The organism is Lentzea sp. NEAU-D7, assembly GCF_026242055.1.
Lineage (GTDB): Bacteria > Actinomycetota > Actinomycetes > Mycobacteriales > Pseudonocardiaceae > Lentzea.
Genome location: NZ_JAPJDL010000030.1, coordinates 53,340 through 78,919, shown reverse-complemented (window position 1 = coordinate 78,919; position 25,580 = coordinate 53,340). Strand labels below are relative to the sequence as shown.

Genomic DNA, 25,580 nt, shown 5'->3' with positions numbered 1-25,580 from the left:
TGGTCGCCGGTGACTCGCTGGTTGCCCGTCGCAGGACGCAGGGACCGACGAGCCTTCAGCTGTGACCTTCTCCGGACGGCGCACCCGCAGGGAGTTCATGCTGGCCGTGACCCGTCACCGGACGGGTGATCACCTTTGCGGGCCGATCAACCCGCCTGTGGCGGCACAACTTCGAGTCGGCGGGATTGTCGTCTGGCGGTGAACGGGCATTTCGATGTGCTCGCCGTCAATCTGTCCGACTCGTACAGGAATGACCTTGAATGTGGTTCTCAGGCTGTGCACGACTCGTCGAGTGCTTGCCCGGAGATGGCGCTGTCGAACTTGCCGTGCGTTTAGGAATCGTTGAGGTTCGGATTCCGTGCAGCACTCGGGCTGGTGCGTTCGACCGGCCAGCGGACCGTGCCGAGCCCCGGAGCGATGCCGACGCCGCGGGACATGACGGGTGCGATCCGGCTGGTGCGGATCAGGCGCCGGTACTTGTCGTGGTCGTAGCTACGGTCGACGTAGAGCTGCCGTGGCCGGCGGCGTGGTTTGCCGATCACGCCGAGGATCATCGAGATGGCGTCGATGTCAAGGGGCAGCCCTACATCCTCTTCGTAGGCCAGCCCTTGGAGCAATCAAGCTGGATACCCACAGACAAACTGGATAATATCGCACGAACATGGCATTTATTTCAACGATTTCGGCAGCCGAAAATACTATCGCGCAAAAGATGAATTCGGGGCGCAGGAATCTTCTTCTTCAAGGATCAACGACTTGCCGCGAGTAAGCGGCCGCAAGAATCACCCGCGCCGGACATGCGTAGTCCCACTACTCTCGCGTGAGCATTTTTGCTCGATAAATTGAGCAGAACACCTCCACGTACAAAAAAGTCCTGAGATTCATGGTACTTTGATCAGAACCAAATAGACCATTCCAGCATCTCTACGCCCCGATAGAAATGTGGCCGCTAGCTTTGTGTTCTTCATCTCGAATTCGTAGCCCCCGCACCGGACTCGTGTTTCAGACCTGCATCGCGCTTGTCACCGCGTCGGTTCTCGGCGGCGCCCAGCCCGTCCACGCTGCGGAAAATGACCCGCCGCTGCCAGTCACGATCACGAACAACAGCGGACGTCACGACGCCCTCTACCTGTACGTAGTCGGCACAGATCTGGGCCACGACGACCGGCGTGGTCACCTGAACTCGACAGGCACCTTCACTTCCTGGCCCCAGGGAAAGACTCCGCCGATTCCGGCTCCAGACGCCTCCATCCCGGGTCCGGCCGACGGCGGAAGCATCACGCTCATGGTTCCGCGCAACTTCGCGGGACGGGTCTACATGGCGTTCGGTGACAAGCTGCAGTTCTTCCTCACCACCGGCGGTCTCGTCGAACCGGCGCCGTGGACCGCCAGCGATCCCAACCACGGCGTCCTACTGGACTGGAGCGAGCTGACCTACGACAGCGGCGGTCTGTGGCTGAACAGTTCGCAGGTCGACCAGTTCGCGATTCCACACGTAGTAGCGGTAACCAGCCAGAACGGCTCCACCCGCCGCGCAGGTGAGCTCGTCCCCGACGGCAGGCACAAGATCGTGGAGAGCCTCAACGATCAACCTGGGTGGGGCAGGCTGGCTCAGCGTGCACAAGACGGATCCGTACTGCGGGTGCTGTCGCCTGCACGGGGCACCGACGCCGACGTCTTCGATCCCCGCTACCTCGACGGCTACATCGAACGCAGCTGGGCCGAATACGCTGCCAAACCGCTCGTGGTGACACCGTTCACCAGCAACCCCGCCATCCGCTTCACCGGTCGGACACAGGGTGACGTGCTGTCGTTCACCGATGTGTCGGGCAGGAGAGTCGCAGAGTTCCGCAAGCCGTCGACGATGGAAGTCTGGCGTTGCGACGGGGCGCTGGCCGCACCCAACGACGACATGGTCGGTCCGATCGCCCGTACACTCTGCGCGGCACTCCACCGCTCCACACTCGAGTCGAATGACCTGCAGCCCAGCGGCACGTCAGCTGACTTCTACAAGGGCACGGTCACCGATCACTACTCGCGCGTCATCCACGAGAACATGGCGGACGGCCGCGCATACGGATTCGCGTTCGACGACGTCCTTGCCCAGGAATCCATCGTCCACGACGCCACACCGCACGCGGCCGGCATCACTATCACGCCGCTCACCGTTGACTAGGCGGGCATGTCGACCTGTTCCATCCTGGAAATTCAGTGAAACTGGCCTGCAATCTTCGCCTCGAAGAATCCTTGCAAGGTCCACTCACCGGCTGACAACTCGACAGCAGCACCTGGACCAAAACTGACCGAGCAAGAAACTCGACTCAAAATTCACCAAACGCATTGGACAGAAATGAGTCTCCTGGAATCAAGGCCGCGAAGGACGATCTGAACAGGTTGCCCCATCGGTCGTCCTGGCAGGCGTTGGATACGGACTTTCTGCAGAAGATCTGCATCGCCACGAAGGTGCCCGCGAAGCTTCCGAAGACGTCGCCCCCGGACGGACGCCTCGCCGGGCGTGGGTCTGAGTAGCTTCAGATCGGCAGCGGTGCGGTGGCTGTCGCTTCCCACTTCAGGAACGCAAACCCAGCACACAAGCCAGTAACAACACCACCCACTTCTCGGCGCCGTGCGTGCCGCACCGCATCGACGCCAGTGCGCTGTACATCGCGGCGCCAGCAACACCAGGCCCACGAGCCGACCCTGCCCCGCACGCTTTCCAGACGCGCGTGTAGTGGCGAGGATCCACAGCAACACGATCAGCAGCGCGAGCAACATGGTGAGGCAGAAGATCCATCGCCAGGTCGAGCCGCCACCGACCCGGACAGGATCACGCCCCCAGCACCGGCCGACTGCGGCCAACAGCTCAACGGTCGCACCCGTGCACTCTGCACGCCCGCGTGTTCCCGGCTTTCGAACAGGTACTGGATCAACCTGGGATTCTGGGAACTGGGCACGGCGGCGGACAGTCCCTGCAGCGTCCTGGCCTTGATGATCACCGTCGGCGCGCCAGCCGCGCGACAAGGGCACTGGTGCACACGAACGCGCTGATCGCGATCCGTCACGTCCTGCGTCAGCCGACGATGTCGCTCAGGCGTCCGCAGTGAGGAGCGCAAGCCAGAGAGCCAGGACGTAGCCGGACACTGTCCACTGCGCCATTCCAGAGCCACCGCCCAGCTCGCGTTGCATGGACGGCAACGCGACGATGTCAGGGCTCAGATCCAGCGATGTCATCGCCCCGGCTGCAAGATTGACCAAGAAAGCCTTTCAGCGAGGCGGCCACGGCACGAGCACCAGCAGGCTTGATCCGGCCAGGACCTGCTGCTCCGGACGGTGGCCGGCCATCATCGGGGAGGTCCTCGACCGAACGCCCCGCCGTCGACGATGGACTCGTGGAACCTCGTGCGACAGGCCTGGCGGACACGGGCACCTGGCGACTCCAGGAGACGCACATGCGCGATAAGGCATCGCGACGGCCCGGAAGGCTATCCAGAACGCCATAGGCCGATCGGGTGAGTGTGATGGCATCGACTCGTTCCTGTCGAACGACAGATCGGAGCGTGCGGTGAGCGACCCCATGTACGACTACCCCGCCTGGCTGGGGCCCAACTCAGAAAGCACGGTGCCGCCCGAGGACATCAAGCGCGTCGTGATGAACGAAGATGTCCATCGCGAGCCTGCGGACCTCTACCAGGACACGGGCTGGCTGCGACTGTTCCGGCGCTGGCTGAAGAGCAAATCCTTTCCCAAGGAGCAACGGCGTCCGATCGGCTACGCCTTTGAAGGCGCAGCCGAGCAAAAACTGACCGAACATCAGACAGAACTGCTCCGGAGCCTGATCGCTGAATTCTCGCTTGCCTGCAAGAACGCCAAAACCTGGATCGAACGGCAAGCGGAGGTTTTGGGAGAAGAACCCCAACATGTCGCGACCGCGCTGGCCACAGGAGTAGACGCACCCGTCGCCAAGTCCAGCCTCAATCTGTCAAAATCAGAGCTGCAACTAATTCGCCTGGAGAACACAAAACGGGAACATGGCGAACTGATAACCTTACTAAACGGGATCAAAGATCACCCAGAATATGGAGAAATCGCAACCGAAGCAGCCGGAAAACTGATCTCGCTCTGGTTCGAAGTGAGCCTTCTAGAAGGTCCCGCAAAAGACGCGTACAACCACTCCGGCACAGCACTGGAGGAGATCACAGAGAAACTCGATTCAGCACTCAACAAATACGCGTTCCGCACGAAGAAGTTGTACGAAAACTACCTTACCGCCGCCAAGAAACACGCCAGAAACCAGGCGAAAGCTCAGATGCCCGAGCTTCACCCGACACTGGGCGACATCTTTAAGATCAGCGGCGCGATCACCACGACACTCCTCCCAGGAGTCAGCATGATTCCGGGAGTCGGCCCTTTCATCTCCGGCGGCGTCGGCACTGCATCCGTGATCGTCCAGGAGTCCGTCAACTACGGACTGTCCCGCCATCACGCCAATGACAAAGATTTCGTTCGAAAGAACATCGACAAGGTCAGTAAGCGACAGTCCGAACTGCCAGGAAAAGAGATCAAAAAAGCTGGCTACGTGAACAGAGGCGCGAACGTCGGCGACATGGTCGCCAAACACACCGCTTCTGGCGCGTCTGCGGTCGGACACATCGCACGAATCGTAGGTCAGGCAGCCATTCCGGTCGGGCCGCTCGTGTCAGCTGCCGGATTCGCAGCCAGCCTCGCTGCTGGGACGTCGACGGTCGTGCACCGACAGACCGCAACTGACGAGCAACGACAAGCCCTCCTGGCACTGCTGAACGACGCTTACGACAAGAAGCCGTTCCAGGGCGAGGTCGAAGTTCTCGAATTCAGCAATTCGCACCAGGCTTACCGCATCCTGGTGAACGGCAAGGAAGCATGGCTGAGCGAGACCGGAATGAGATTTCAGAACACGGCGATGAAGGGATTCATTACCGCCCTGAAGAACGCGAACTCTCGCGCAAAGAAAAGCGGAAACTTGATTGCCGGACATTACATCGACGCTCCGATCGGCACCTCGACCGATCACAAGATCGGAGTCTCATTGCCTCCAGGACCCCGCGATTTCACCTTTGTAGGCGGATTGTACAACTGCTGGGCGGTGACCACCGCAGACACCAACGCCCTCGTTTCAGTGTCTCCCGAAGGCAACGTCCGAGTGATCGAAATGGACGCTCTTCCTCACCCGACCCAGCCACAACAAGCTGAGTCGTCTCAGGCACCGAGCGCGGCCAAGTGGTGCCTGGAGAGATTCAGTTCTCCGTCGATCATCGAGGATGCCGCAGCCCTTCGAGAGGCCCGATCCGACGAGGAGCTTGCGCATCTCGTCAACCCGGACAACAACCAGGCCAGCAGCACCAAACCAGCAGTGAACTCGGACTACAAAATCAACGTCCACTGGAGCCATGAGAGCCTTGATTTGGCCAACCGGGATGTAGTCGTAATGGTCGCGGCCTATCTTTTGACAATTTTGAATGAATCAGAGATCCAATCGCTCGAGCATGACCTGCAGCAGCAGGACGTTGTTCAGTTCAACTGAGTGGGCACGAGTGACCGAAGGTTCACCAACCGCCTCACTTTGGGGAATTCCGATGAGGATTGAGCGGTTCCCGCGCTGAGAGCAGAGTCATCCTCGGTCCGTGGGCCACAGCGGTGGCCGAAGGAACTCGTGACACTGCGGCGATCACGAGGATCGCCGAACACGCACGGCGTACCTCGCTGGTAGATCGGAGGGCGACCGTGCGACGCCACACTCACCACTACATCAAAGGTCGCTGGCTCAAGTCGGACACCGGCGTGATCGAGGTCCTGGACCCCACGACCGAAGAAGTCGCCGGTCTCGTGTCCGCTGGTGGCCCGGAGGACGTGACGGCGGCGGTGGACGCCGCGGCCGGGGCGCTCGTGGCGTGGTCCAGGACGACCGGCGCCGAACGGGCCGCACACCTCGACATGATCGCCTTGCTGCTGGAGGACAGGGCTGACGACCTGGCGAAGCTCGTCACGGCGGAATGCGGGATGCCGATCCGCCGCGCCCGGCTCACCGAACTCGAGCGCTCCGTCGCGAACTGGCGGTCGTACGCGGATCTCGCCAGACACCGTCAGGAGCCTGAGCTGTCCCACTGCTCGCTGACCTTCCACCGCCCAGCGGGTGTGGTCGGAGTGATCACGCCGTGGCACGACCCTCTGCACCACATTGCGTTGACCGTGGCGGCCGCGTTGGCCGCCGGCTGCACCGTTGTGCTCAAACCGTCCGAGCTCGCGCCCCTCAACGCGTTCGCGCTCGCCCACGCGGTCGACGCAGCTGGCCTCCCACCGGGCGTGTTCAACCTCGTCGCGGGCTCAGGCAGGCAAGCCGGTGAGGCTCTCGCCGGCAACCCGCTCGTCGACGTCATCGCCTTCGCCGGATCATCATCCTCCACCAGCAGACGAGTCGGTGAGATCGCCTCCCGCACCGGCAACAGGGTCTGCTCCGAACACCACAGCTGCGGCACGTCGGTCGTCCTCGACGACGCCGACCTGTACTCGGCGGTCCACAGCTCGGTCCGGAGCTGCATGACGACCGGTCCTTCACGCGCAACCGTCACCCGGATGCTGGTCCCGAAGCCGAAGTACGAGAAGGCGTGTGAGCTGGCACGTGAAGCTGTGGAGGCACTCGTCGTGGGTGATCCGCACAATCCCGCCACCGAAATGGGTCCACAGGTTTCCGCGCGGCACAAGGAAGAGGTTCTCCGGCACGTCTCCGAGGCGGTCGACCACCACGCCGTGGTGATCACCGGCGGTCTCGCTCCTCCACGGGGAACAACTTCCGGCTACTTCGTCGTGCCAACGGTGCTGGGGATGGCGGACTGCGGCGCCGCCCTGGGCGGCGAAGCCTTCCGCGGCCCGGTCCTGTCAATCTCACCGCACCTCGGAGACGTCGACGCCATCGCGCTCGCCAACGCCTCCCAGTGGACGACCTCCGCGACCGTTTGGTCCTGCGACATCAGCAGGGCTGTCCTGGTCGCGTCGAGGCTGCGCGCCGGCAACGTCGACGTCAACGGAGGTTTCTGGGCCGCGGAGCCGTTGGGCGAACAGCTCGTTTCCCACACGACTCCTGCGGACGACAGCCGTGCGCTGGACGATTTCCTCGTCTCTCAGGAACTTCGGCTTCCTCGCGTAGCCGATCCGGGCGTCCGGTCCGAGTCCGGGACGTTTGAGGCACCGGCGGCGTGGAGCCAGCCATGGTCGAGGTGAGGGCGTGCGCGGCGTTCGACGCCACCGGGTCACCCTGCCCGTTCGGAGTGTGGCGTCAATCCTTGCTTCCGGCGGACGTGGTAATCGAGGTGCTGTTCTGCGACGTCCGCACCTTCGATCTACACCAGGTGCTCACTCACCTGGGCGTCACCGTCTACATGGTGGTGCCCCGATACGAGGTCGTCGGCATGGTTGGACGTGTCGGCTCGAAGGTGAGCAGACTCGGCACCGGCGATTATGTGGGCGTTGGCCGCGTCGACTACTGCCGAACTCGCGCGCTGCTGGGAAGGCCACCGAGTGACCGAGCGGCATCATGACCTACGGCGGCTTCATGTCAAACATGGTGGTGGGCGAACGCTTTGTTCGCCGTGTTCCGTCGAACCTGTCGCTGAGCAGGGCCGCACCGCTGTTGTGCGCAGGTGCTACTGCCTACTCGTCACGACGTCTAAACGCGGAGCGCGGAGCGCCTGCGGTTCGCTTGGTCGGCGCCGGATTCCTGGGGAAGATCGCCGTCAAGATCGCACGTGCGATGTACGGCGGGTTCAGCACAGCGGTGACCTCGGCGGAGAACTTCGACGAGGCAAGTCGGAGGGGAGTCGAGGACGTGTTCTGCCTTGGCAACAAGGCGCAGACCGCGACCCGCGGTGAGGCCTTCAGCTTCGTCTCGACACCACGACCGTGCCCCACGACCTAAGCAGGCTGATCGAACTCCTGGCGGTGAACGACACGATGACCGTTCTGGAGACCTCGGACAACTCGTCTTGGAAGATACGCCTGACAGCGCTCGTCTCGAAGCAGAGAAGCGTATTAGGTTCCCCTGTTGGCGGTCTTCTCGGATCCCAGGAAATGCTGGATTTCTGCGACCGGCACGAGATCGCCTCCGATGTCGAGGTGATCTCGTGCGTGACGTTGACGAAGTTTCAACAACCTAGAAGCAGCGGAGGCCTGAACGAGTTCAGTGATCGACATGCGAACGTTTTTAAATCACTACCGGATCCAAAGAGAAGGACGATCAGAATGAGATGGCAAGACCACCTTAAGGACCTTGATCCAGCGGACTTCCCGACAGAAGCGAGCCATTTTCGCTCGATAACCCACGAGATTGCGAAGAATGACTCCTTCGATGTGCTGATGCGGTCTTTTCATCATTGGTTCAATCATCACGACCCAGGCTCGGACTTTCTCAACGAATGGCACGAAACAACAACCGCCGCCGAATACATGAGCGCCAGCCTGAGGATCTCCGAGAGCGAGCTGAACAGCTACTACATGGCATTTTACTCAGACTGGTACCACTATCACTACAGCTATGCATCCGGCGAATCCAGCTCGGTCAGCTCGGACGCCAGCGTCAGCAGCGATGACACCGAGGCCCTCTCTTGGAGGACCCTGAGTGAGAAACTGAGCTCCGAAGATCTCAAAGCACAGAAGAAAAATCCGGAAGAACTCCTGCTGTACTGCTTCGCCAGCTGGCTCTTCGAACAGCAGGAGATCGACTTCTCGAATCTCACCGAACACCATAAGCTCGACGACTTCCTGAGCCAGGAGATCCAGCCCGCGAGACGGGAGGAGCTCTTCGAACTCTTTTACATCGAACTTTACCTTCACGTGAAGACTCGCGAGGCTCAGTCGAACCAGAGCGAGGACGACTACGACCACTCCGGGGTCAGCGACAAGACAAGCTTTAAAGAATATCCAGACTTCGTGCCGACTCAGCTCAGCGCCAACGCCCCGTCCGGCGAATGGTACGTACTGTTCCAGCAGACCAAGAACGAGACACAATTCCCCTACATCACACGAAACAGCGGTTATCGGGGAATGTGCACTGGGTACATGGGTGACTGTGTGACGATGATCGTGCTGTGCCAGCCGCGCGAGGCCGGTGGCTTCAACGAGATCCGAGGCTGGCACGGCAGCGGTGGGTACGAGGCCATCAACCGTCGCAGGTTGATGGCAGGTGTCTCCGACGACAGATCTGTGTTGGTTCTCATGAGCCCGGACGTGTGGAAGCAACCGCTGAGCCGGGAACCACTGATCGCGGCGCTGGACGCCTACAACCCCGAGTACCACTACGACAGCAGCATTTACTATGTGGATTTCGACGGCAACGTGGTGTGAGAACGGCCGACTTGGATCTCTGCGTCGCGGGACACGGGGCGACCGCCATCGGAGACACGTCCGTCCCGCCCAACCTCATCGGTGACTTTCTCGCGGCGAACGACGAGCTGCTCGACCGGCAGACGACCACGCTGATGTAGCCCTCTGCCCGCTCTCGATCGCGTCAGCAGCCAGGCAACCTCTACGTCCTCGCCTGTGATCCTCTGTGCGGAGACGTTGACGATGCTGACGCGGATCGTCCACAGCTGGCCGAAGCCCAAGCAGACATCACGACGTCGTGGGATCTCCTGGAGCAGCGCGACAACGGCAAGTCTTTCCTGGAGTTCTGAGGACGCTCCCCGATGCCCGGTAGGAGGTCGTGACAACCTGGGAGCAGGTCTTCTACTGACTGACCCGTGGGACTACCTGACAGGGCCAGGCGAAACCAAATTCTACGAGAACTGCTTCTGCCACTCACTGAACGATGCCGGCAAGCAGATCCTCCCGGAGTCGGGCGACATGAAGGCAGTGATCAGCGCCAAGTGCGAGAGGTACATCGCGCTTCCTGAAGAGCCGCAACCAACTGGAAGCACCGCAGTTCGACTGAAGCAACTTGCTCGTAGCCGTGTGCGAGGACCTGCCGACGTACGACACGAAGCTCGACGATATGTAAACCCTCCTGAAAGTCCAAAGGGCGCCCTACGTCCAGCGCCCGGAACGCTCACCGCACATGATCGCGAGACACTCCTCCAGGCTGGCGGACATCACGCGTTCCCGGTGATGGGTGAGACCCGACCGAGGCACCACGTTGACCGCGGTGACGACGTGATCGGCGGTGAACTCACGGTCAGTCTCGATCCGAAACCTCCACATCAGCGAACACCACCGTTCAGGCGCAGCTGGGCGCTGTCGAACTTCCTCACCGCGACGTCCGCTTCAATCGGGACCATCGGCGCGCAGAACATCGAGATCCGCCGGACGTCGTTCGACTGGAACCATCGGTCGGAGGCCGTCAGCAGTGGCCACGTCGGCCGATGAGCGCGTGCGCAGTCCTGACCAGAACCTTGCGCGCCTGCGGTCGTCATCGATCTCGGCGAGATGCCTGCGCAGCTTCAGCACCGCATCCTCCACCCCGAAGATCATCCGCACCAGTGAAATCACTCCGGTGTGTTCGCGTTCCTCCAAGGTGCACAACACTTTCCCGACGTCGGGCCTGCTGCTGCCCGGTAACCCGCCACCGTCGCACCGCGGCGGATCGGGATCAGCTCGACCTTGAGGGGAACGGATCCGCCACGTAGCCGGCAGTCCCGCCAGGGCGCAGTGGCCAGGAGGGGTTTCTGGCCCGACCTACAGCACCGTGTGATCAACGGTGAACACCTTCCCGCTCACAGGTCGCAGCGGTCCCCAGCCGGCCACCCGTTCGTCGACCATCCGCGCTGGCCAGCCGCGCTGCCCCCAGAATGGTGATCGCGGTCCTCGCTCACTCCTCGAGACAGATCCCGTATCCGGATCGCGACACGATCGGGGAACTGAGCCAGGGATCGATCTTGTACTCGTCCCTGCGCGGCCAGCACTGAGATGCGCGGGGGTCCCCTCTGCGCGTACATGATCCGCGGCGGCGTGTTGATGCGTGCCGCTTCCAGGTCATGCCGGCACGCGCGACCCCGCCACAGCACGTCCGAGTCGCCGAACTTCGTCACCTGCGCGGCACGGAGGTGGACCTGGACAGCGCGTCGAGCAGGCACACCGCTATCGCACCTGCGCCCACCACGCCGATCCTCATGAGAGACGTTGAGCACCGCGGAGTCACAAGTTCTGGGGCCGGATCGGCACCTGAACGGGCGCGGCGTTCGCCCGACCCGGCAACTGGCATGACCCGCATCCGAACGGCCCGAACGGGTAGCTCTCGGAGGAAACAACTGGATCGATCGGCTCGCTTAACGTCTTCCTGGCAATGAACCGCCCGCCTACCAGTCCTTCGGGCCGCGTTCGCCCGCTTCTCTCCGGAGGTCGACATGGCGCTCAGGCCGCGAAGGCGGGACACGGCAGGTCCTCTCGGCCGCCGGCTGGTGCGCGGGTTCGCGATGGCGCAACTGCTTACCGTGCTCGTGTGGTGCACGACGGTTTCGGCAACTCTCGTTGCCGTGCGCAGCGACACCACGTCCATCGGCGGTGCGATGGACTCCGGACCCGTTCCGTCCAGCTACGAGCGCGGCCACGAGTCACGACTCGCGTCGATCAGGGACCTGCCGCTGCTCAACGACGCCTTCTCGACCGTGAATCAGCTCGGCTCGCGGAACACGAGCTCGGCCCAAGCCACTACCGCTGCTCCGGCCGAGCCGGCACCCGCGCAACCTCCCGCGCCGACCGCGTCCACACCCGCCGCAACCGCGCGCTCGCAGTCCGCACCGTCCACACAGTCCTTCTGGCTACACCTCAACAGCACGCCGGTGCCCGACGGACAACTCGAAGCCGAAGCACGTCGGCATGCCTACATCGTGCTCAACGCGTGGGAGAGCTCGATGATCGCGAAGATCAAGGCGGCCAGCCCTGGTGTTCAGGTCTTCGTCTACAAGGACCTCTCCTCGACGCGCAGCTACGCCTGCAGCAACGGAACGGACGACGCTCAGCTTCCCACCGGCGTCGGATATTGCGACACCGAGCGGAAACACCCCGAATGGTTCCTCACCACCGCAACGGGCCAACGCCTCCAGTACAGCGGCTACTCCGGGCACTGGCAGATGGACGTCGGCAACACCGGCTACCAGAACGCCTGGATCGCCAACGTCATCTCGTCCACCACGGCAGCCGGGTTCGACGGAGTGCTGCTCGACAACGCGTTGTTCTCCTGCGACAGCTACCACGACGGTGTTTGCCCGGCCAGGTACCCCGATGACAGCTCGTTCCAGAACGCCTACACGACCATGCTGGCCAACGTCGGTAGCAGACTCTCCGCAGCAGGGCTGACAACAGTCGCGAACCTCTCGAACGCACGGCTGTTCACCGGAGCCTGGACGACCTACATGGAGCACCTCGACGGTGGTTTCGACGAGTGGTGGCTTGCGTTCAGCGACACGAACCTGCTGCCGGAGTACGATCAGGGCTGGAGCCGGCAGCTGAAGGAGGTCTCCGCGAACGAAGCTCGCGGTAAGATCACCTGGGTGCAGCCGCATCTCACCGGCGGCGTGCCGCGCCCGTTCCGGTACGCGTTGGCGAGCTACCTCATGGTCAGCGGTCCGCGCAGTGCCTTCGCCCCCATCGCCGAGACCGACGGCTACGGCGACCCGTCACCGGACCGAGCGGAGTACGGCTGGACGCTCGGCTCACCGCGTGCCGCGTACCGGCCGGTCGGCAACAATCTGTTCCGCAGGGACTTCGAGTGCGGTGCGGTTCTCGTGAACTCGAACCCGACCGGTGCGGCAGCCACGACGATCCCGCTGGGCGACGCCTACACCGACGAGTCAGGGCGGTCCGTGTCCTCCGTGTCGCTGCCGGGGACGTCCGGTGCCGTCCTGCGCCGTAACTGTTGATCTACAGCTTGCGAGGGATGTCAGCACCGTGAAGGGCGCCTACCCGGCCTGATCACGTACTTCGGATTCGAGCTCCACAACAGGCTGACCTGTCGAACAACACGTGATCCCGCGATCTGCGAGCCTGCGACCGCCCACGAGGGGGCACCTGGAACGATCAAATCAACTCCTCAAGTTGGAAGAGTGACAGCGGACGCACCCAGGACACCACCAACCCGCCGGTGGACCGGTATCTGGCGATCGCGTCCCACTACAACAACGAGCCACAGCGGCATGATCATCTGATGCCCCCGCATCACCCAGCCGACGAGACCACTTGCCGAGGCGAGACCCGCCTCGGCAAGAACAGACTCAGTCCAAAGAGGACATCACGTGCTTGACACGCGTGTAGTCCTCCAAGCTGTACATGGACAGGTCCTTGCCGTAGCCCGAGTGTTTGAAGCCCCCGTGCGGCATCTCCGCCGCCAACGGCAAGTGCGAGTTGATCCAGACGCAACCGAAGTCGAGACGGCGGGACATGCGAGCGGCGCGACCGTGGTCCCTGGTCCAGACCGAGGAGGCCAGTGCGTAGTCGGTGCCGTTGGCCTCGCGGATGGCGTCAGCCTCGTCGGTGAACATCTGCACGGTGATGACGGGGCCGAACACCTCCTCCCGGACGATCTCGTCGCCGGGCCGGACGCCCGAGACGACGGTCGGGGCGTAGAAGTAGCCGCGGTCACCGATGCGATGGCCGCCGGCTTCCACGGTGGCGTGCCTCGGCAGACGGGCGACGAACCCGCTCACCCGCTCGAGCTGGGCCGCGCTGTTGAGTGCCCCGTAGTGGACGTCCTGGTCCGGGGCGCCGGTCCTGGTCTGCCGAGCAGCGTCGGCGAGGGCCACCACGAACTCGTCGTGCACGTCGTCGGAGACCAGAACCCGTGTGGCCGCTGTGCAGTCCTGACCGGCGTTGAAGAACCCGGCGGCGGCGATGGCGGTCGCCGCCGCGTCGACATCGGCATCGTCGAACACGACGACCGGAGCATTGCCCCCGAGCTCCAGGTGAACTCGTTTGAGATCGGCGGCCGCAGCAGCGGCGACCTCCGCACCCGCCCGCACCGACCCGGTGATCGACACCATGTCGGCGGCGCGATGAGCGACCAGCGCCCTCCCGGTCGTCCGGTCACCGCACACCACGTTGAGCACGCCTGGAGGCAGGAGGTCCGCCACCAGCTCGGCGAGCATCACGGTTGTGGCGGGCGTCGTGTCCGAAGGCTTGAGCACCACGGTGTTGCCGGCCGCGATCGCGGGCGCGATCTTCCACACCGCCATCATGAGCGGATAGTTCCACGGCGCCACCTGTGCGCAGACGCCAACAGGTTCGCGACGCACGTATGAGGTGAACCCGTCGAGGTACTCCCCCGCCGCTCTTCCGTCCAGCGCACGAGCGGCCCCGGCGAAGAACCTCAGGTGGTCCACACAGGCGGGCAGTTCCTCCGCCCTGGTCACTGCGAGAGGCTTCCCGGTGTTCACGGCTTCGGCACAGACGAGCTCCTCGGCGTGGGTCTCCAACACGTCCGCGATCCGCAGCAGAGCCAGCTGCCGCCGTGCGGGTGTGACATCACGCCACGTCTCGAAGGCGGTCCTCGCCGCCGCGAACGCGTTGTCCACATCGGACTTTCCGGACAGCGGCGAGGTGGCGTAGACCTGGCCGGTGGCGGGGTTCACGACGTCAAGAGTGCTTCCATCGGCGGCTTCGACGCGCTCGCCGTTGACAACATTGTAGAAGACCTTCTTGTCGGGCAAGGAAACTCTCCGTCTAATCGGGAACAACTGTGACGATCCACCGGTCGGCGGGCCGGCGGCGGAGGTAGGTGACCCAGTACCCGCTCGCCAGGATGAGGGTCACGAGAACGATCACCAGATCTGCGGCGCGCTGCTGGGCCAGGACGCACGCGAGCGCGAGACTGATCAAGGCGGGGAGCACGGGCCATCCCCGCATCCGCCAGGCGAGCGCCCCCGTGAACAGGCTCCGCCGGGCGACCAGCGCGGTGACCGCGACGCCTAGGTACGTGGCGGTGACCACGACACTCGTCACACCGGTCAACGTCTCGACTGGCGCGAACGTCAACGCGGCACCGCCCAGTCCCACCGCCAGGGTCGCGACCCAGGGGGAGCCGAACCGGCCGCTGACCGTACCCAGTGCCCTGCTCACGACCCCTGGCCAGGCCCGGTCCCTGGCAGAGGCGAACAGCACCCGCGAGTTCTGGATGACTATCACGATCACCGCGTTGGCGATCGCCAGGGCGATGCTCAAGCTCACGAACGTCGCTATACAGCTGTTGCTCCAGCCTGCGGTCATCCCCGCGACGTCGCCACCGCTCAGCGTCACGATGTCCGGCGCGCCCAGGATGATCGCGAGCACTGGCGCCATGATGAGACCGGCGCCGATCGCAAGCGTCCACATCACGGTCCTTACGACCGTGCGCCTCGGGTCGCGCATCTCCTCCGAGAGGTAGACGGCCGAGGTGAAACCCTGCAGCACGAACAACGCTCCTCCAAGCGCCGTGATGATCGCCAGGGCGTCCACTCCGGCGCCCGCTCGACCGACCTCCAGGTCGACGAGGACGGATAACGGACGTTCGACGTGAACGAGGCCCAGGAAGGACACGACCGCGACGGTCACGACCTCCAGGGCCAGGAACACCCCGGTGATCCAGGCATTGGCGCGCAGGTTGAGCAGACCGGTCAGGGTGGCCACGACCATCACCGTCGCGCCCGTGGCCTGCGGACTCGCGTCGACGACGGCGGCCAGGTAGCCGGCGGTGCCCAGCGCGATGATCGGCGGGATGACCATGACGCTCACCAGCGACAACACGAACATCAGCCACCCTGCGAACCTTCCGGCCAGCACCGCTGCCATGGCGTACTCACCGCCGGCGCTCGGCACGAGCGCCGCGAGCTCGGCGTAGCACAGCGCAACGCCGGCGCAGAGAACCGCGGCCACGACGATGACGAGCAACGTCCCCGTTCCCGTGTGGCTGAGCAGAGACGGCACCACGACGAACAACGACGAGGCCGGGGTCAGACAGCTCAGCGTGAGCAGCGTGCCTCCGACAACGCCGATCGATCTGGGAAGCACCGCGGGCGGTATCGCGACTTCGGACATCAGCGCCTCCTTAAACGTGATGCGAGGCACTAAACCAATACGGATATCGTTGTGTCAACATGATCAACCAACGAATATAGCGGTAGCACGCCGCTAGACAAGCAGTATTTCGCAATCCGTGTCCGACTTCGCGACGGCGTGAACAGCGGCGATAATGCGTGGGTGAAACCGAGCAACCCGAGCCCTCAGGTGCATGCACCACTCGACGACGCAGCCAAGAAGATCATCGAGCAGCTGCAACAGGACGGGCGGCGGCCGTACTCGGCCATCGGCAAAGCGGTCGGACTGTCGGAAGCCGCGGTGCGCCAACGGATTCAGCGTCTCTCCGACGCCGGCGTCATCCAGATCGTCGCCGTGACCGACCCAATGCAGGTTGGCTTGTTCCGCCAGGCGATGGTCGCGATCAACGTCGAAGGCCCGCTCGACCCGGTGGCGGACGCACTGGCCGAGATGATCGAGATCAACTACGTGGTCGTCTGCGCAGGTCGTTTCGACATCCTCTGCGAAGCGATCTGCGAGGACGACGCGGGCCTGCTGGAGCTCATCTCGTCCCGGATCAGGACGATCCCCGGCGTTCGCCACGTGGAGACCTCGGTCTACCTCAAGCTGCGCAAGCAGTCGTACCAATGGGGCACCCGCTGAGCAACGATATCAGTTGAACGAGGCATCAGCCACGGCGAATTCCGTTGCGATCACCCTGGATTTGTGCGATAACTGAGGCATGATGCTGACGCCCGCAGCCCTGTCCCGCTCGGCGGGAGACCACCTCTGGATGCACTTCACTCGTCACTCCTCCCTGGAGCGGTCACCGGTGCCCGTCATCGTGCGAGGCGAGGGCGCCTACGTGTTCGATGCGCAGGGCAGGCGGTACCTCGACGGCCTCGCCGGACTGTTCGCGGTCCAGGTCGGCCATGGCCGGACCGAGCTCGCAGAGGCCGCCGCCCGTCAAACCGCCGAGCTCGCCTACTTCCCGCTCTGGGGTTACGCGCATCCCCGCGCTGTCGAGCTGGCCGAGCGGATGACGGAGACCTCACCAGGCGACCTGAACCGGGTGTTCTTCACCGTCAGCGGCGGCGAGTCCGTCGAGACAGCGTGGAAGCTCGCCAAGCAGTACTTCAAGCTGACCGGGAAACCACGCAAGCACAAGGTGATCAGCCGTTCGCTCGCCTACCACGGCACGTCGCAGGGAGCGCTGTCGATCACCGGTATCCCCGCCGCCAAACAGGACTTCGAACCGCTCGTCCCGAGCGCGATCAAGGTGCCGAACACCAACTTCTACCGCGCGCCGGTGCACCAGGACGACTACGAGGCCTACGGCCGCTGGGCCGCCGACCAGATCGCCCAGGCCATCGAGTTCGAGGGTCCCGACACGGTCGCCGCGGTGTTCCTGGAGCCGGTCCAGAACACCGGCGGCTGCTTCGTGCCGCCACCCGGATACTTCCAACGGGTACGGGAGATCTGCGACGAGCACGACGTGCTGCTGGTGTCGGACGAGGTCATCTGCGCTTTCGGCAGACTCGGTCACGACTACGGCGCGAACCGCTACGGCTACCGACCCGACATGATCACCGTCGCCAAGGGACTCACGTCCGGGTACGCCCCGCTCGGCGCAGTGCTGGCGAGCGACCGGCTCATGGAACCGTTCCGCAAGGGCACGACCACGTTCCTGCACGGATCGACGTACGGAGGCCACCCCGTCTCCTGCGCGGTAGCACTCGCCAACCTCGACCTGATGCGACGAGATGGGACCTACGAGCACGTCCTGGCGAACGAAAACGCCTTCAAGTCCACTCTGGACAAGCTCCGCGACCTGCCGATCGTCGGCGACGTCCGCGGCGCCGGGTACTTCTACGGCATTGAACTGGTACGGGACAAGAACACCCGCGAGACCTTCACCCCCGACGAGTCCGAACGAGTCCTACGAGGATTCCTGTCGACCGCGCTCTTCGACGCGGGCCTGTACTGCCGCGCCGACGACCGCGCCGAACCCGTGATCCAGTTCTCGCCGCCGCTCATCTGCGACCAGACCCACTTCAACGAGATCGAGCAGATCCTGCGCAAGGTGCTCACCGAGGCCTCCGAACTGCTCTGACCCAGCTACCGTCAACGGAATCTGGTAGGTTTCACCTGATGCAGGCTGCCCGCTCTGGCCGTCCGGACATAGGCCCGAACGCGATCCTGGAGCTTGCCCTGACAGCGTCCGGACCTCGATCTCCCTGGGCGCCACTTGGAGCAGCAACGCAGGTAGTGGATGCCGCCACTCGCCGGCGGCGCTTCCTGGACCAACAGCTTGTCATCGATGAGGTGACATCTGAGCTCCCTGCGCTCGGCCTTGCCGATCGCGGCCAGTGCGTCGGTGAGTGCACCGGCATCCGCTCCTGCCGAAATCTCCTAGACCGCGTACCCGAACTCGGCCGAGACCCTGGCTCCACCCTTCTCCAGCTGCTTCTTGATCTGGCTGCGATCCAGCGACCCGGTGGTTTTCAGGATCCGCCACTTCCTCCCATCGGACTTTGACCGCTCCACGCCTGGGAAGGAAGTCGCTCGGCACTCCGCGGGTGATCGCCCACCTCAAGTACGGTGCGGCGAGCAGCGGCAACTGACTGTCGATGCTGCAGCAGCTCACGACACCGGGTGACACTGCGATGATCGCCTTCGCAGTCAATTCAGCGACCCCCTCGACGGAAAAGGTCAGCCACACGGCGACGCCAGCATGCGCAACGTCGCGCCGCCTGCCCAGTCGCACTGAACCACCTGCGCCGCGGAGTTCGCATCGGCGAGAATCTTGTCCTCGACAGCGCGTAGGGCCAGCCTCGCTCCGCACGTGGCAGCGAACGAGTCGAAGTCGACGATCGTAACCGAGCCGTCGATCTGGACGCTCAGCTTCCACGCAAGGCTGAGCAGGTTGGCGAGCTCGGAGACGGGAGCCACAGGAGCACCTCCCGCTTCCACCTATACCGACACCAGGCTCGTTGCTGAAGTGGAAATCGCCAGGCCGAGGCTCCCGTGCGCCCGCCAGGCAACCCGGACACGGACATCCACTTTTCCAGTGCACCCCGTCGCGGCACAGCCTGAAGTCCTGGTTGAACCGCCTGGGTCCCGCCACCCCGTCGGCTTACCCGGCGCCGGCCGCGCCTGGCCGTCGAGCGCCTGCTTGGCCATCTCCGCGTACTCGACCAGGCGATCCACGATGTCCTTCATGACGACCTGGATCGCGTCGACCTGGCAACTGCAGCCGGCGAGCGCGGCGATCGGCTCGTCACTGATATCACCGATCTTGCCCGACACGTGCGACAGAATCTCCGCAAGCCCTTGAGGAGTTGACTGGAACAGTGACCTGACCATCATGGAGACCATGACCGGCGCAGACGTATTAAGCCATCTTGTACGCCTCGCTGAACAAGCTGACATCAGTACCAGAAAATGCCAAAACAACACGTTAAATATTCTTCAGGGTAGAACCATAGATTCAACTCCCACTGTTCACGACAGCGGAAGCATAAATTGAACAGCCCGCGTTTACCATCGCCATCACAGAAGTTTCCCATGAATCCTGCGACCTACAACACTCAAGACAGGCGCTGCGTCGCCTGGAAGTACATTCACCAAGTCAGCGAAATCCTCACTCGGCACACTATCATTAGACACCACCCAGGAGCTCACTCCAGTTTCTTTCAACAAATAATTTTACTTTATCAGGAAGATCGCCAAACATGTGATGCGTACCCCCGACACTGCTCCGATAATTAGATGCAGGCAATCCACCAACAAGCCTGCCGCCTTCGGACTTGAACCAGTATCTCATTTTCTTAGTCCCCTCGCTGGTCACGTGGTAGAAGTCCTTATTGCCATATCTAACATTCAGGTGCCACCTTTCGCCCTCCATGTCCCAGGTAGGCATCGACTGTCCGAAGTCGACATTAACTCCATCGATCTTCACTACACCTTTTGCACCCAGTTCAATCGGCTTATAAAATCCTCGGAGCTTCCGATCCTTTTCAGATGCTTTTTTGAATGTCCTTTCCTTCGCCTCCTGGCGCGCCTTGGTCATCCTCTTCTTCGGTGGCATTGCCAACCCTCCCTGGACACGTCAAAACACTAAGCTTCGCTTACCATCTCTTCTTCGACCTCTTTGCAGATCTCCACCAAATCCTCCAACGAAAGCTCATCGGCACCGTCTACTTCTCCCAAGGACTCCACGAGCGCCGAGGATATAAGTTCTGCCTTTTCGGAAGAGCCCATGGACTGCACGAGAAAAGCCTGGATATCGGATAGAGAGTGCCGTTCCTTTGCGGACTCATGAATCGTGAAACCGAGCCCGATGAGCGCGGACCTACGCTCATCGACAGGACGAGCATCCAACCCGTTCAACAGGCCGTAAGCGGCGGCATACAATTCCGTACTCTGACTGTTCGCTGCCGCGTAGGTCCAGTCACGAAATTCGCCCCACCCCTCTTCTGACCCATCCCAGTTCACCCATTCTCGGCCGAACTGTTGCACGACAGCCGCCTGCAGTCCGTGAACGTCAGATTCTTCACCAGCCTCAGTAGATTCGTCCCCGACGCCACCAGCGGCCGCGTGATCCGCTCCAGAAGAAACAGACAAATGGCTGACGTACCTGTCAACCATCCCCATCTTACCGTTTTCCTGAACATACCTCAGAAAAAGTTCCGCCACCTCCTGCAGGTCGGATGGAGAATTCGCGAGAACCCGCTGCTCGAAATAATTCCAGTCGTCACCAGCATCGCGTTGAGATTCAGCAAGAAGAGCAACCCAGTATTCGTCCCAACCAGGAGGAACTTTAGCGATGTCAATAACAGCCATGACTTCTGGGTCCATCTCAAACTCCTTCCGAACGCAGTCTCCAGCACAGGGCACGACGATAAGCCCAGCCCAGCTCGACCTATCGCACGATCGAGCAGTCCTTCGCGCAGCGCAGAATGCGTTTATCGCTTCCGCCCCGGTTCACAAAGTTTTGCGACTTCAGGGCAGCCAACCGACACTGTTCCAGTCGACGCGACCGCAGCATCTTCGGCCTGCGCTTTGAGGCATCGATTTTGCGCCATGAACCGGCTACAAGAGCAAGTGAAAATCTGAGACGATCCGTCCCCTAAACGCTTCACGCCCTCTAGGAGTGATAGTGCCATGAAGGCGATGATCCTTGCGCACGGCATCGATATTCCGTTGAGCAGCGTCTGGGTGCCTCCGGACCGAGTGCTCAGCTTCCTCGCAAAAGACGGTGAGTACGGGGCTGCATCGAGCGAGGTCAAAGCTCTCGACTCAGGGGACAGCTCAGAACTCGAAGTAGATCAGGTGAGCGGCAGGTTCGTAACAGACTGCAGGCTCGTCAAGGACAAGGAGATCAGCAAGATCCTGCTCGAAAGAGTGGCCGAGTGGGGCCAGCCAAAGGGCTTCAAACTGTACTTTGTCGGCTACGACGACCAGCTGCCTAACGGAATTCGCTTCTGTCACGAACCGAAAGCCTGCAAAAAGGCCGGCCGACACACCTGCACCGGACTTCTCGGAGTTGTTCCCGAGAACTACGTCGTAGCAACTAACTGTCGCATAAATCCGCTCAGGGAGCTAGTCGGCCATCTATGGCCAAAGTTCAAGCCCGCCATGACCAAGAAATTCACAGACAACAGATCACAGGAGATCATAAAGAACATCCTCAAGCTGATCAGGCTCAACCGAACCGTTGAAGCGTGGGCACAATTGACCTCCCTGGATCCGGCCACGCTCGCACTCGTGGTTTCGGACAGTGAGGACGTCCTCGCCTTCTACCACAAACAGCTTGCGATCAGGACATCCGAAGCGCAGGAAGACCACTCCTACGACCTCCTGCCCACCCAGGCGAAGTACGCATACGAGGGCGTGTTTCTCGCGGAACCTCATGGATCTGCTCCCCGACCGGAGCTGCAGGTTCCAACCTCCATCGTCGACTGCTACAACGGCGCTTGGAGTGAGCACTTCCTGAACTGGCTCATGGTCGCACCAGAGGTAGGACGCGCAACGTACGACCTTTTCCTCCTGGTCTTCTCCGATGCTTTCTCACAGTTCGAGGAGGCATGCCTGCTACTCCGAGGAAACGACGCCGACCAAAAATTGACAGACAAAGCAGTAGCGGCAATCAGCGCCCACCTTGAGCAATCATCCCTGTATTTCGAGGATTTCAACAACTACATCACCACGACTGGCGACCTATCAAACTTCTACGCACTGCTCACAGTGGTGAACGAGATTTTTCACCCCCTCGAAAAGCCCGCAGAAAAGCCTGATCTACACACCTTGATCACTCCAGTGTGTGAGCAGATCGCCAGACTGAAGACATACTTCTTGGCGCCCGGAATGGGTTTTGAGCAATATGTTCTACCGCTGTACCAGGAAAAGATCTCGGCGGATTCGAAACTCGGCGTGCTCCACATTCGCGGTCCGTGGTGATAAGCGGTCCTGCGCGACGCGCCCACAAGGTCGCGGCCTACACGTTGTGCGAGTTCGAGCCACAGGGACCTGTTCGACCATGCTGGTCAACCAACTTCCCGCTGGCATTGCTCCGCGCCGGAGAGCGGAGGCGGCAGGTCGGGATCCTGTCATCTCCTGCCGTCCGACCCCTTCCATGAGGGTTGGCAGGGCATTCACGGCCTGCTCGCATCCCTCGCGTGCGGTCCGGTGCGGACACTGGCGAACGCTTCCGCGACCGTCACATTGGGAACACTCGCCTTTCCGTGTTCGTCATGCCCACATGACACAAGCAGCTGACCGCACACGCCCACGCGGCAGTGCACACGGCTTCAACATCCTGTGCTTGTCAGTTGGTTGATCAAGACCATCACGTCCAGGTCATGATCGAGTGTTTCGAGGCATCTCAGCAGGCTGGCTTCTTATCCCGGTCAAAGCACTTTTCGCACCTGTTTCGCCTGCAGGAGGGCATCGAGAGGCAGCCCTGCAGGAAGACGTCGCTACAGCATGTTCTGATCCGGCACTTCGCATGTGGACTGCACCGGCCAGTGACCGATCAGGCTCGCCGGCAACTCCAAAGTCGTCCCCAACGGGAAACCAAATGCGGTCACCTAGTGGTGTTCTGGTGGCTACGGGGTGGTAGCAGTGCGAGCCAAGCCCTCCCCAGGGGAGAAGTGCGCGATGACCATGTGGCGGCCACGACCAGGTTGTGTACCAGAACGGCGTCGGCGACACGCTAGCGTCACCGCTCTCATGGTGGCAGTACTGTTCGCGGCGGTCTGCTCTGAACCACACGCCTACGCGGCTCCTGGGGACGTGAACACCACGTATGGTACCGATGAAAGGTCCAAACTGACGGAGCGAAGACCGTCGGCTTGGACAGCACCGCGGACGACATCGTGACACTACTGACTTTCGCCTCAGTGCTCTTCCGCGCGAACGACGACTGAGGCAAACCGCAAGACGCAAAGCAACAAACGACACGGGAAAACGACTTCCGTCATTTCCTGACGTCGCAGCACGCTGAGGATTTCGACCACGCAAGTGTCATCTAGATCTTGGGTGCCGAGGAACTGCCGAGGCGACCAGCGATGGAGCACGGCGGACTTCTTGAGTACCTCGCGCCCGCCTGGCCGTCGTCGAACCGGAGCAGTCTGTCGTCTTCGGCACCTGGGGTCGGAACGACCCGACCTCGTCGGCTCGCGAATTGAAGGCATCGGCCGGTCGCATGTCGAGCCGTCGTTCGTCGGGCAAGCCATCAATCGCATGGTCAAAGTGCGCGACGTGGCGTTCATCGCCACGATACGGCACATCGAGGCCGTACCTGGGCGGCGCGTCGGCGGAACCACAGGAACCACCCTGTAGGACGCGTTCCACCTCATCGCGGAGATGCGCGCGCGTGTCGTCTGCGAGGCAGCGTGGTCACGTTGTCGCGCGAGGGCGGCGGCGAGCGGTACGCCAACACTTACTACAGTGACGAATGGATCGCAGCGCAGAGCCTAGAACTGGAGCCGCACCTGGCAGTCCTCAGCAGGTTCAGCTCATCAGGGATTAGCAGCGCAACGAGAAAGGACCGCAGTCTTGCGACAACGGCTGGCAATCCTTGCAGTAGTGATGATTGCGGTGGCGTGGATGGTCACCACGCAACGGACACGTGAGGAGCCTGACGGAACCGTGCCCTCGTCGGTTGAAGTCCAACACGCCGTGGAGAGCATCCTGGACCGCGCGATGGACTACCCATACGAGGATGTGCGCACTTCGTACCTCTTCGTCAACGGGAAGACCTACGACTACACGGATCTGGGCAGCGATCCCATGCGCGACGGACGCGTCAAGGACGATCACGGCGCTCTGGTGCACGTGGAGGACTTCTTACGCGGCATCCTCCCGGAAGTCGGCGGGAAACTCCCACCATCTATCAACGAGCGCCACGCAGTGATCGCATATGGTTCGAACCGAGCACCTTCTGCACTAGCACAGAATTTCTCCAATGGTTTGTCTACCAGGCATAGGACGGCAATACCGGTAATCAAAGCGATCCTCCCCGACTTTGAGGTGGTTCACGCCGCCCATTACGAGCGCAACGGTAACCAGCCGGCCACCATCCAGTACGCCGCAGGTGCTCGAGCCGAGGTCTTCGTCACTTTCCTGGACGACGAAGACCTCATGCTCATGCACGCGGCCGAAGGGCTCGATCCGGCGTCGCCGCTGAGCTGGTACCACTATGCGAAACTGTCCGACATCAACCTTCAACTCGTAGGCGGCCCGACACTCGCCAGCGCGTTTGCTTACATCGACAACTACGGCGCCACCAAGGTGAACGACCGTACTTTCGCAGTGTCCAAGGTCGCCGGGCAAACGATCTCCGCCAAAATGAGCCAGCAGGAGGTCCTCGATCTAACGCGCTCCCTGGTCGAAAGCGGCGACCCTGGGTTAGATGGCGCGCACCGGTGTTCCGATATGACAGGTGCCCGCCACTTCCTATGCACCTCGTGGGCGGACACGTGTCTGCGCGCGCAGCGAATCCGGGCCCTGCATGAGAAGTACTCGGCACCCTTCGCGGTGCCGTCCGGCGCCATACCCAAGTACGAGGTCATTTCAGGCTCGACACACGCCGGAAATCCGGCAAACTATCTAGGTCCACGCTGCGAGCGAGACCCAGACATCGGCTAAGCCAGCTACCTGACATCACGGCCTGATCGTGTGCTGTGTGCGCCTGGCCAATCGTGATCAGTTCAGCTCGTCTCCTTGGACATCCAGCGTGCGCGCGGCCGGGTTGACCACAAAATTCGTCCTTGGTGGCCATGGTCGTTGCCTCGGGATACCTGCGGTCGGAGATCATCGTCTCATTGGCGTCACTGCCATTGGACATCGTGCACAGGTTGTGGTGGCTTGAGTGGTGCACTTGATCCCACTTTGCCGTTGCGCATCATCACATCGTTCGCCTGGCGGAGGAGCTGAAGTCGGTCCCCAGGCCGCGCGAACGCCTACCATCTGCACGATAGAAACGCGTCTATCCGTGATGTCCAGGGACGTTGCTCCGCACGTGATGACCGTGAAGGCCTCTGGATGTGAAGTGGAGCTGTCTAGGAACC

At 62.1% G+C, this 25,580-nt stretch carries 22 protein-coding genes; 12 read left to right on the top strand and 10 right to left on the bottom strand.

Features of this window, described 5'->3' with window-relative positions; translation table 11 throughout:
* Positions 1–332: 332 nt before the first annotated feature.
* Complete coding sequence (locus ORI60_RS40060; RefSeq protein ID WP_266043222.1) at positions 333–617, bottom strand: hypothetical protein; 285 nt, start codon at positions 615–617, stop codon at positions 333–335.
* Between the two features lie 380 nt (positions 618–997).
* On the opposite strand from ORI60_RS40060, the gene ORI60_RS40055 reads away from it, so the two are divergent.
* The 7 genes from ORI60_RS40055 to ORI60_RS40025 all read left to right on the top strand — a co-directional run bounded on the left by ORI60_RS40055 (position 998) and on the right by ORI60_RS40025 (position 9,512).
* Positions 998–2,176, top strand: a complete 1,179-nt coding sequence (locus ORI60_RS40055) for a beta-1,3-glucanase family protein (protein ID WP_266043221.1) — start codon at positions 998–1,000, stop codon at positions 2,174–2,176.
* A gap of 1,386 nt (positions 2,177–3,562) precedes the next feature.
* Positions 3,563–5,560: a hypothetical protein gene (locus tag ORI60_RS40050; RefSeq protein ID WP_266043220.1), complete on the top strand. Its 1,998-nt coding sequence runs from the start codon at positions 3,563–3,565 to the stop codon at positions 5,558–5,560.
* A gap of 200 nt (positions 5,561–5,760) precedes the next feature.
* Complete coding sequence (locus tag ORI60_RS40045; RefSeq protein ID WP_266043219.1) at positions 5,761–7,254, top strand: aldehyde dehydrogenase family protein; 1,494 nt, start codon at positions 5,761–5,763, stop codon at positions 7,252–7,254.
* Complete coding sequence (locus ORI60_RS40040; protein WP_266043218.1) at positions 7,242–7,571, top strand: alcohol dehydrogenase catalytic domain-containing protein; 330 nt, start codon at positions 7,242–7,244, stop codon at positions 7,569–7,571. The genes ORI60_RS40045 and ORI60_RS40040 overlap by 13 nt, the downstream gene beginning before the upstream one ends.
* Positions 7,568–7,948 carry a hypothetical protein gene (locus ORI60_RS40035; RefSeq protein WP_266043217.1) on the top strand — a complete coding sequence of 127 codons (381 nt, stop codon included), beginning with the start codon at positions 7,568–7,570 and terminating at the stop codon, positions 7,946–7,948. The genes ORI60_RS40040 and ORI60_RS40035 overlap by 4 nt, the downstream gene beginning before the upstream one ends.
* On the top strand, positions 7,933–9,372 hold the full coding sequence (locus tag ORI60_RS40030; protein ID WP_266043216.1) for a hypothetical protein: 1,440 nt from the start codon (positions 7,933–7,935) through the stop codon (positions 9,370–9,372). Before ORI60_RS40035 ends, ORI60_RS40030 begins: the two co-directional genes overlap by 16 nt.
* 11 nt (positions 9,373–9,383) lie before the next feature.
* Positions 9,384–9,512: a hypothetical protein gene (locus tag ORI60_RS40025; protein ID WP_266043215.1), complete on the top strand. Its 129-nt coding sequence runs from the start codon at positions 9,384–9,386 to the stop codon at positions 9,510–9,512.
* 538 nt (positions 9,513–10,050) lie between these two features.
* Here the strand turns inward: ORI60_RS40025 and ORI60_RS40020 are convergent.
* Together ORI60_RS40020 and ORI60_RS40015 are read right to left on the bottom strand one after the other, a co-directional pair.
* Positions 10,051–10,224: a hypothetical protein gene (locus tag ORI60_RS40020; RefSeq protein WP_266043214.1), complete on the bottom strand. Its 174-nt coding sequence runs from the start codon at positions 10,222–10,224 to the stop codon at positions 10,051–10,053.
* Positions 10,225–10,287: 63 nt separating this feature from the next.
* On the bottom strand, positions 10,288–10,536 hold the full coding sequence (locus ORI60_RS40015) for a hypothetical protein (RefSeq protein ID WP_266043213.1): 249 nt from the start codon (positions 10,534–10,536) through the stop codon (positions 10,288–10,290).
* Positions 10,537–11,495: 959 nt separating this feature from the next.
* Between ORI60_RS40015 and ORI60_RS40010 the strand changes: the two genes are divergently transcribed.
* On the top strand, positions 11,496–12,881 hold the full coding sequence (locus ORI60_RS40010) for a putative glycoside hydrolase (RefSeq protein ID WP_266043212.1): 1,386 nt from the start codon (positions 11,496–11,498) through the stop codon (positions 12,879–12,881).
* A 351-nt stretch (positions 12,882–13,232) separates the two neighbouring features.
* Here the strand turns inward: ORI60_RS40010 and ORI60_RS40005 are convergent, their stop codons facing one another.
* Positions 13,233–14,663 carry a gamma-aminobutyraldehyde dehydrogenase gene (locus ORI60_RS40005; protein WP_266043211.1) on the bottom strand — a complete coding sequence of 477 codons (1,431 nt, stop codon included), beginning with the start codon at positions 14,661–14,663 and terminating at the stop codon, positions 13,233–13,235.
* A 13-nt stretch (positions 14,664–14,676) separates the two neighbouring features.
* Positions 14,677–16,026 (bottom strand): APC family permease, encoded by a 1,350-nt coding sequence (locus ORI60_RS40000; protein WP_266043210.1) that lies wholly within the window; start codon positions 16,024–16,026, stop codon positions 14,677–14,679.
* A gap of 162 nt (positions 16,027–16,188) precedes the next feature.
* On the opposite strand from ORI60_RS40000, the gene ORI60_RS39995 reads away from it, so the two are divergent.
* Both ORI60_RS39995 and ORI60_RS39990 read left to right on the top strand, forming a co-directional pair.
* Positions 16,189–16,668, top strand: coding sequence for an Lrp/AsnC family transcriptional regulator (locus ORI60_RS39995; protein WP_266043209.1), 480 nt, complete (start codon positions 16,189–16,191; stop codon positions 16,666–16,668).
* 79 nt (positions 16,669–16,747) lie between these two features.
* Positions 16,748–18,118, top strand: coding sequence for an aspartate aminotransferase family protein (locus ORI60_RS39990; RefSeq protein WP_416234569.1), 1,371 nt, complete (start codon positions 16,748–16,750; stop codon positions 18,116–18,118).
* Positions 18,119–18,417: 299 nt separating this feature from the next.
* On the opposite strand, the gene ORI60_RS39985 is transcribed toward ORI60_RS39990, so the two are convergent.
* The 5 genes from ORI60_RS39985 to ORI60_RS39965 all read right to left on the bottom strand — a co-directional run bounded on the left by ORI60_RS39985 (position 18,418) and on the right by ORI60_RS39965 (position 20,865).
* A complete protein-coding gene (locus tag ORI60_RS39985; protein WP_266043207.1) occupies positions 18,418–18,552 on the bottom strand; it encodes a hypothetical protein in 135 nt (44 codons plus the stop codon).
* Between the two features lie 165 nt (positions 18,553–18,717).
* Positions 18,718–18,957, bottom strand: coding sequence for a hypothetical protein (locus ORI60_RS39980; protein WP_266043206.1), 240 nt, complete (start codon positions 18,955–18,957; stop codon positions 18,718–18,720).
* A gap of 21 nt (positions 18,958–18,978) precedes the next feature.
* On the bottom strand, positions 18,979–19,314 hold the full coding sequence (locus ORI60_RS39975) for a hypothetical protein (RefSeq protein ID WP_266043205.1): 336 nt from the start codon (positions 19,312–19,314) through the stop codon (positions 18,979–18,981).
* Between the two features lie 352 nt (positions 19,315–19,666).
* Positions 19,667–20,095, bottom strand: a complete 429-nt coding sequence (locus ORI60_RS39970; protein WP_266043204.1) for a hypothetical protein — start codon at positions 20,093–20,095, stop codon at positions 19,667–19,669.
* Between the two features lie 29 nt (positions 20,096–20,124).
* Positions 20,125–20,865, bottom strand: coding sequence for a hypothetical protein (locus ORI60_RS39965; protein WP_266043203.1), 741 nt, complete (start codon positions 20,863–20,865; stop codon positions 20,125–20,127).
* Between the two features lie 306 nt (positions 20,866–21,171).
* Between ORI60_RS39965 and ORI60_RS39960 the strand changes: the two genes are divergently transcribed.
* Together ORI60_RS39960 and ORI60_RS39955 are read left to right on the top strand one after the other, a co-directional pair.
* Positions 21,172–22,467: a hypothetical protein gene (locus ORI60_RS39960; RefSeq protein ID WP_266043202.1), complete on the top strand. Its 1,296-nt coding sequence runs from the start codon at positions 21,172–21,174 to the stop codon at positions 22,465–22,467.
* A gap of 1,599 nt (positions 22,468–24,066) precedes the next feature.
* Complete coding sequence (locus ORI60_RS39955) at positions 24,067–25,158, top strand: hypothetical protein (protein ID WP_266043201.1); 1,092 nt, start codon at positions 24,067–24,069, stop codon at positions 25,156–25,158.
* Positions 25,159–25,580 lie beyond the last annotated feature (422 nt).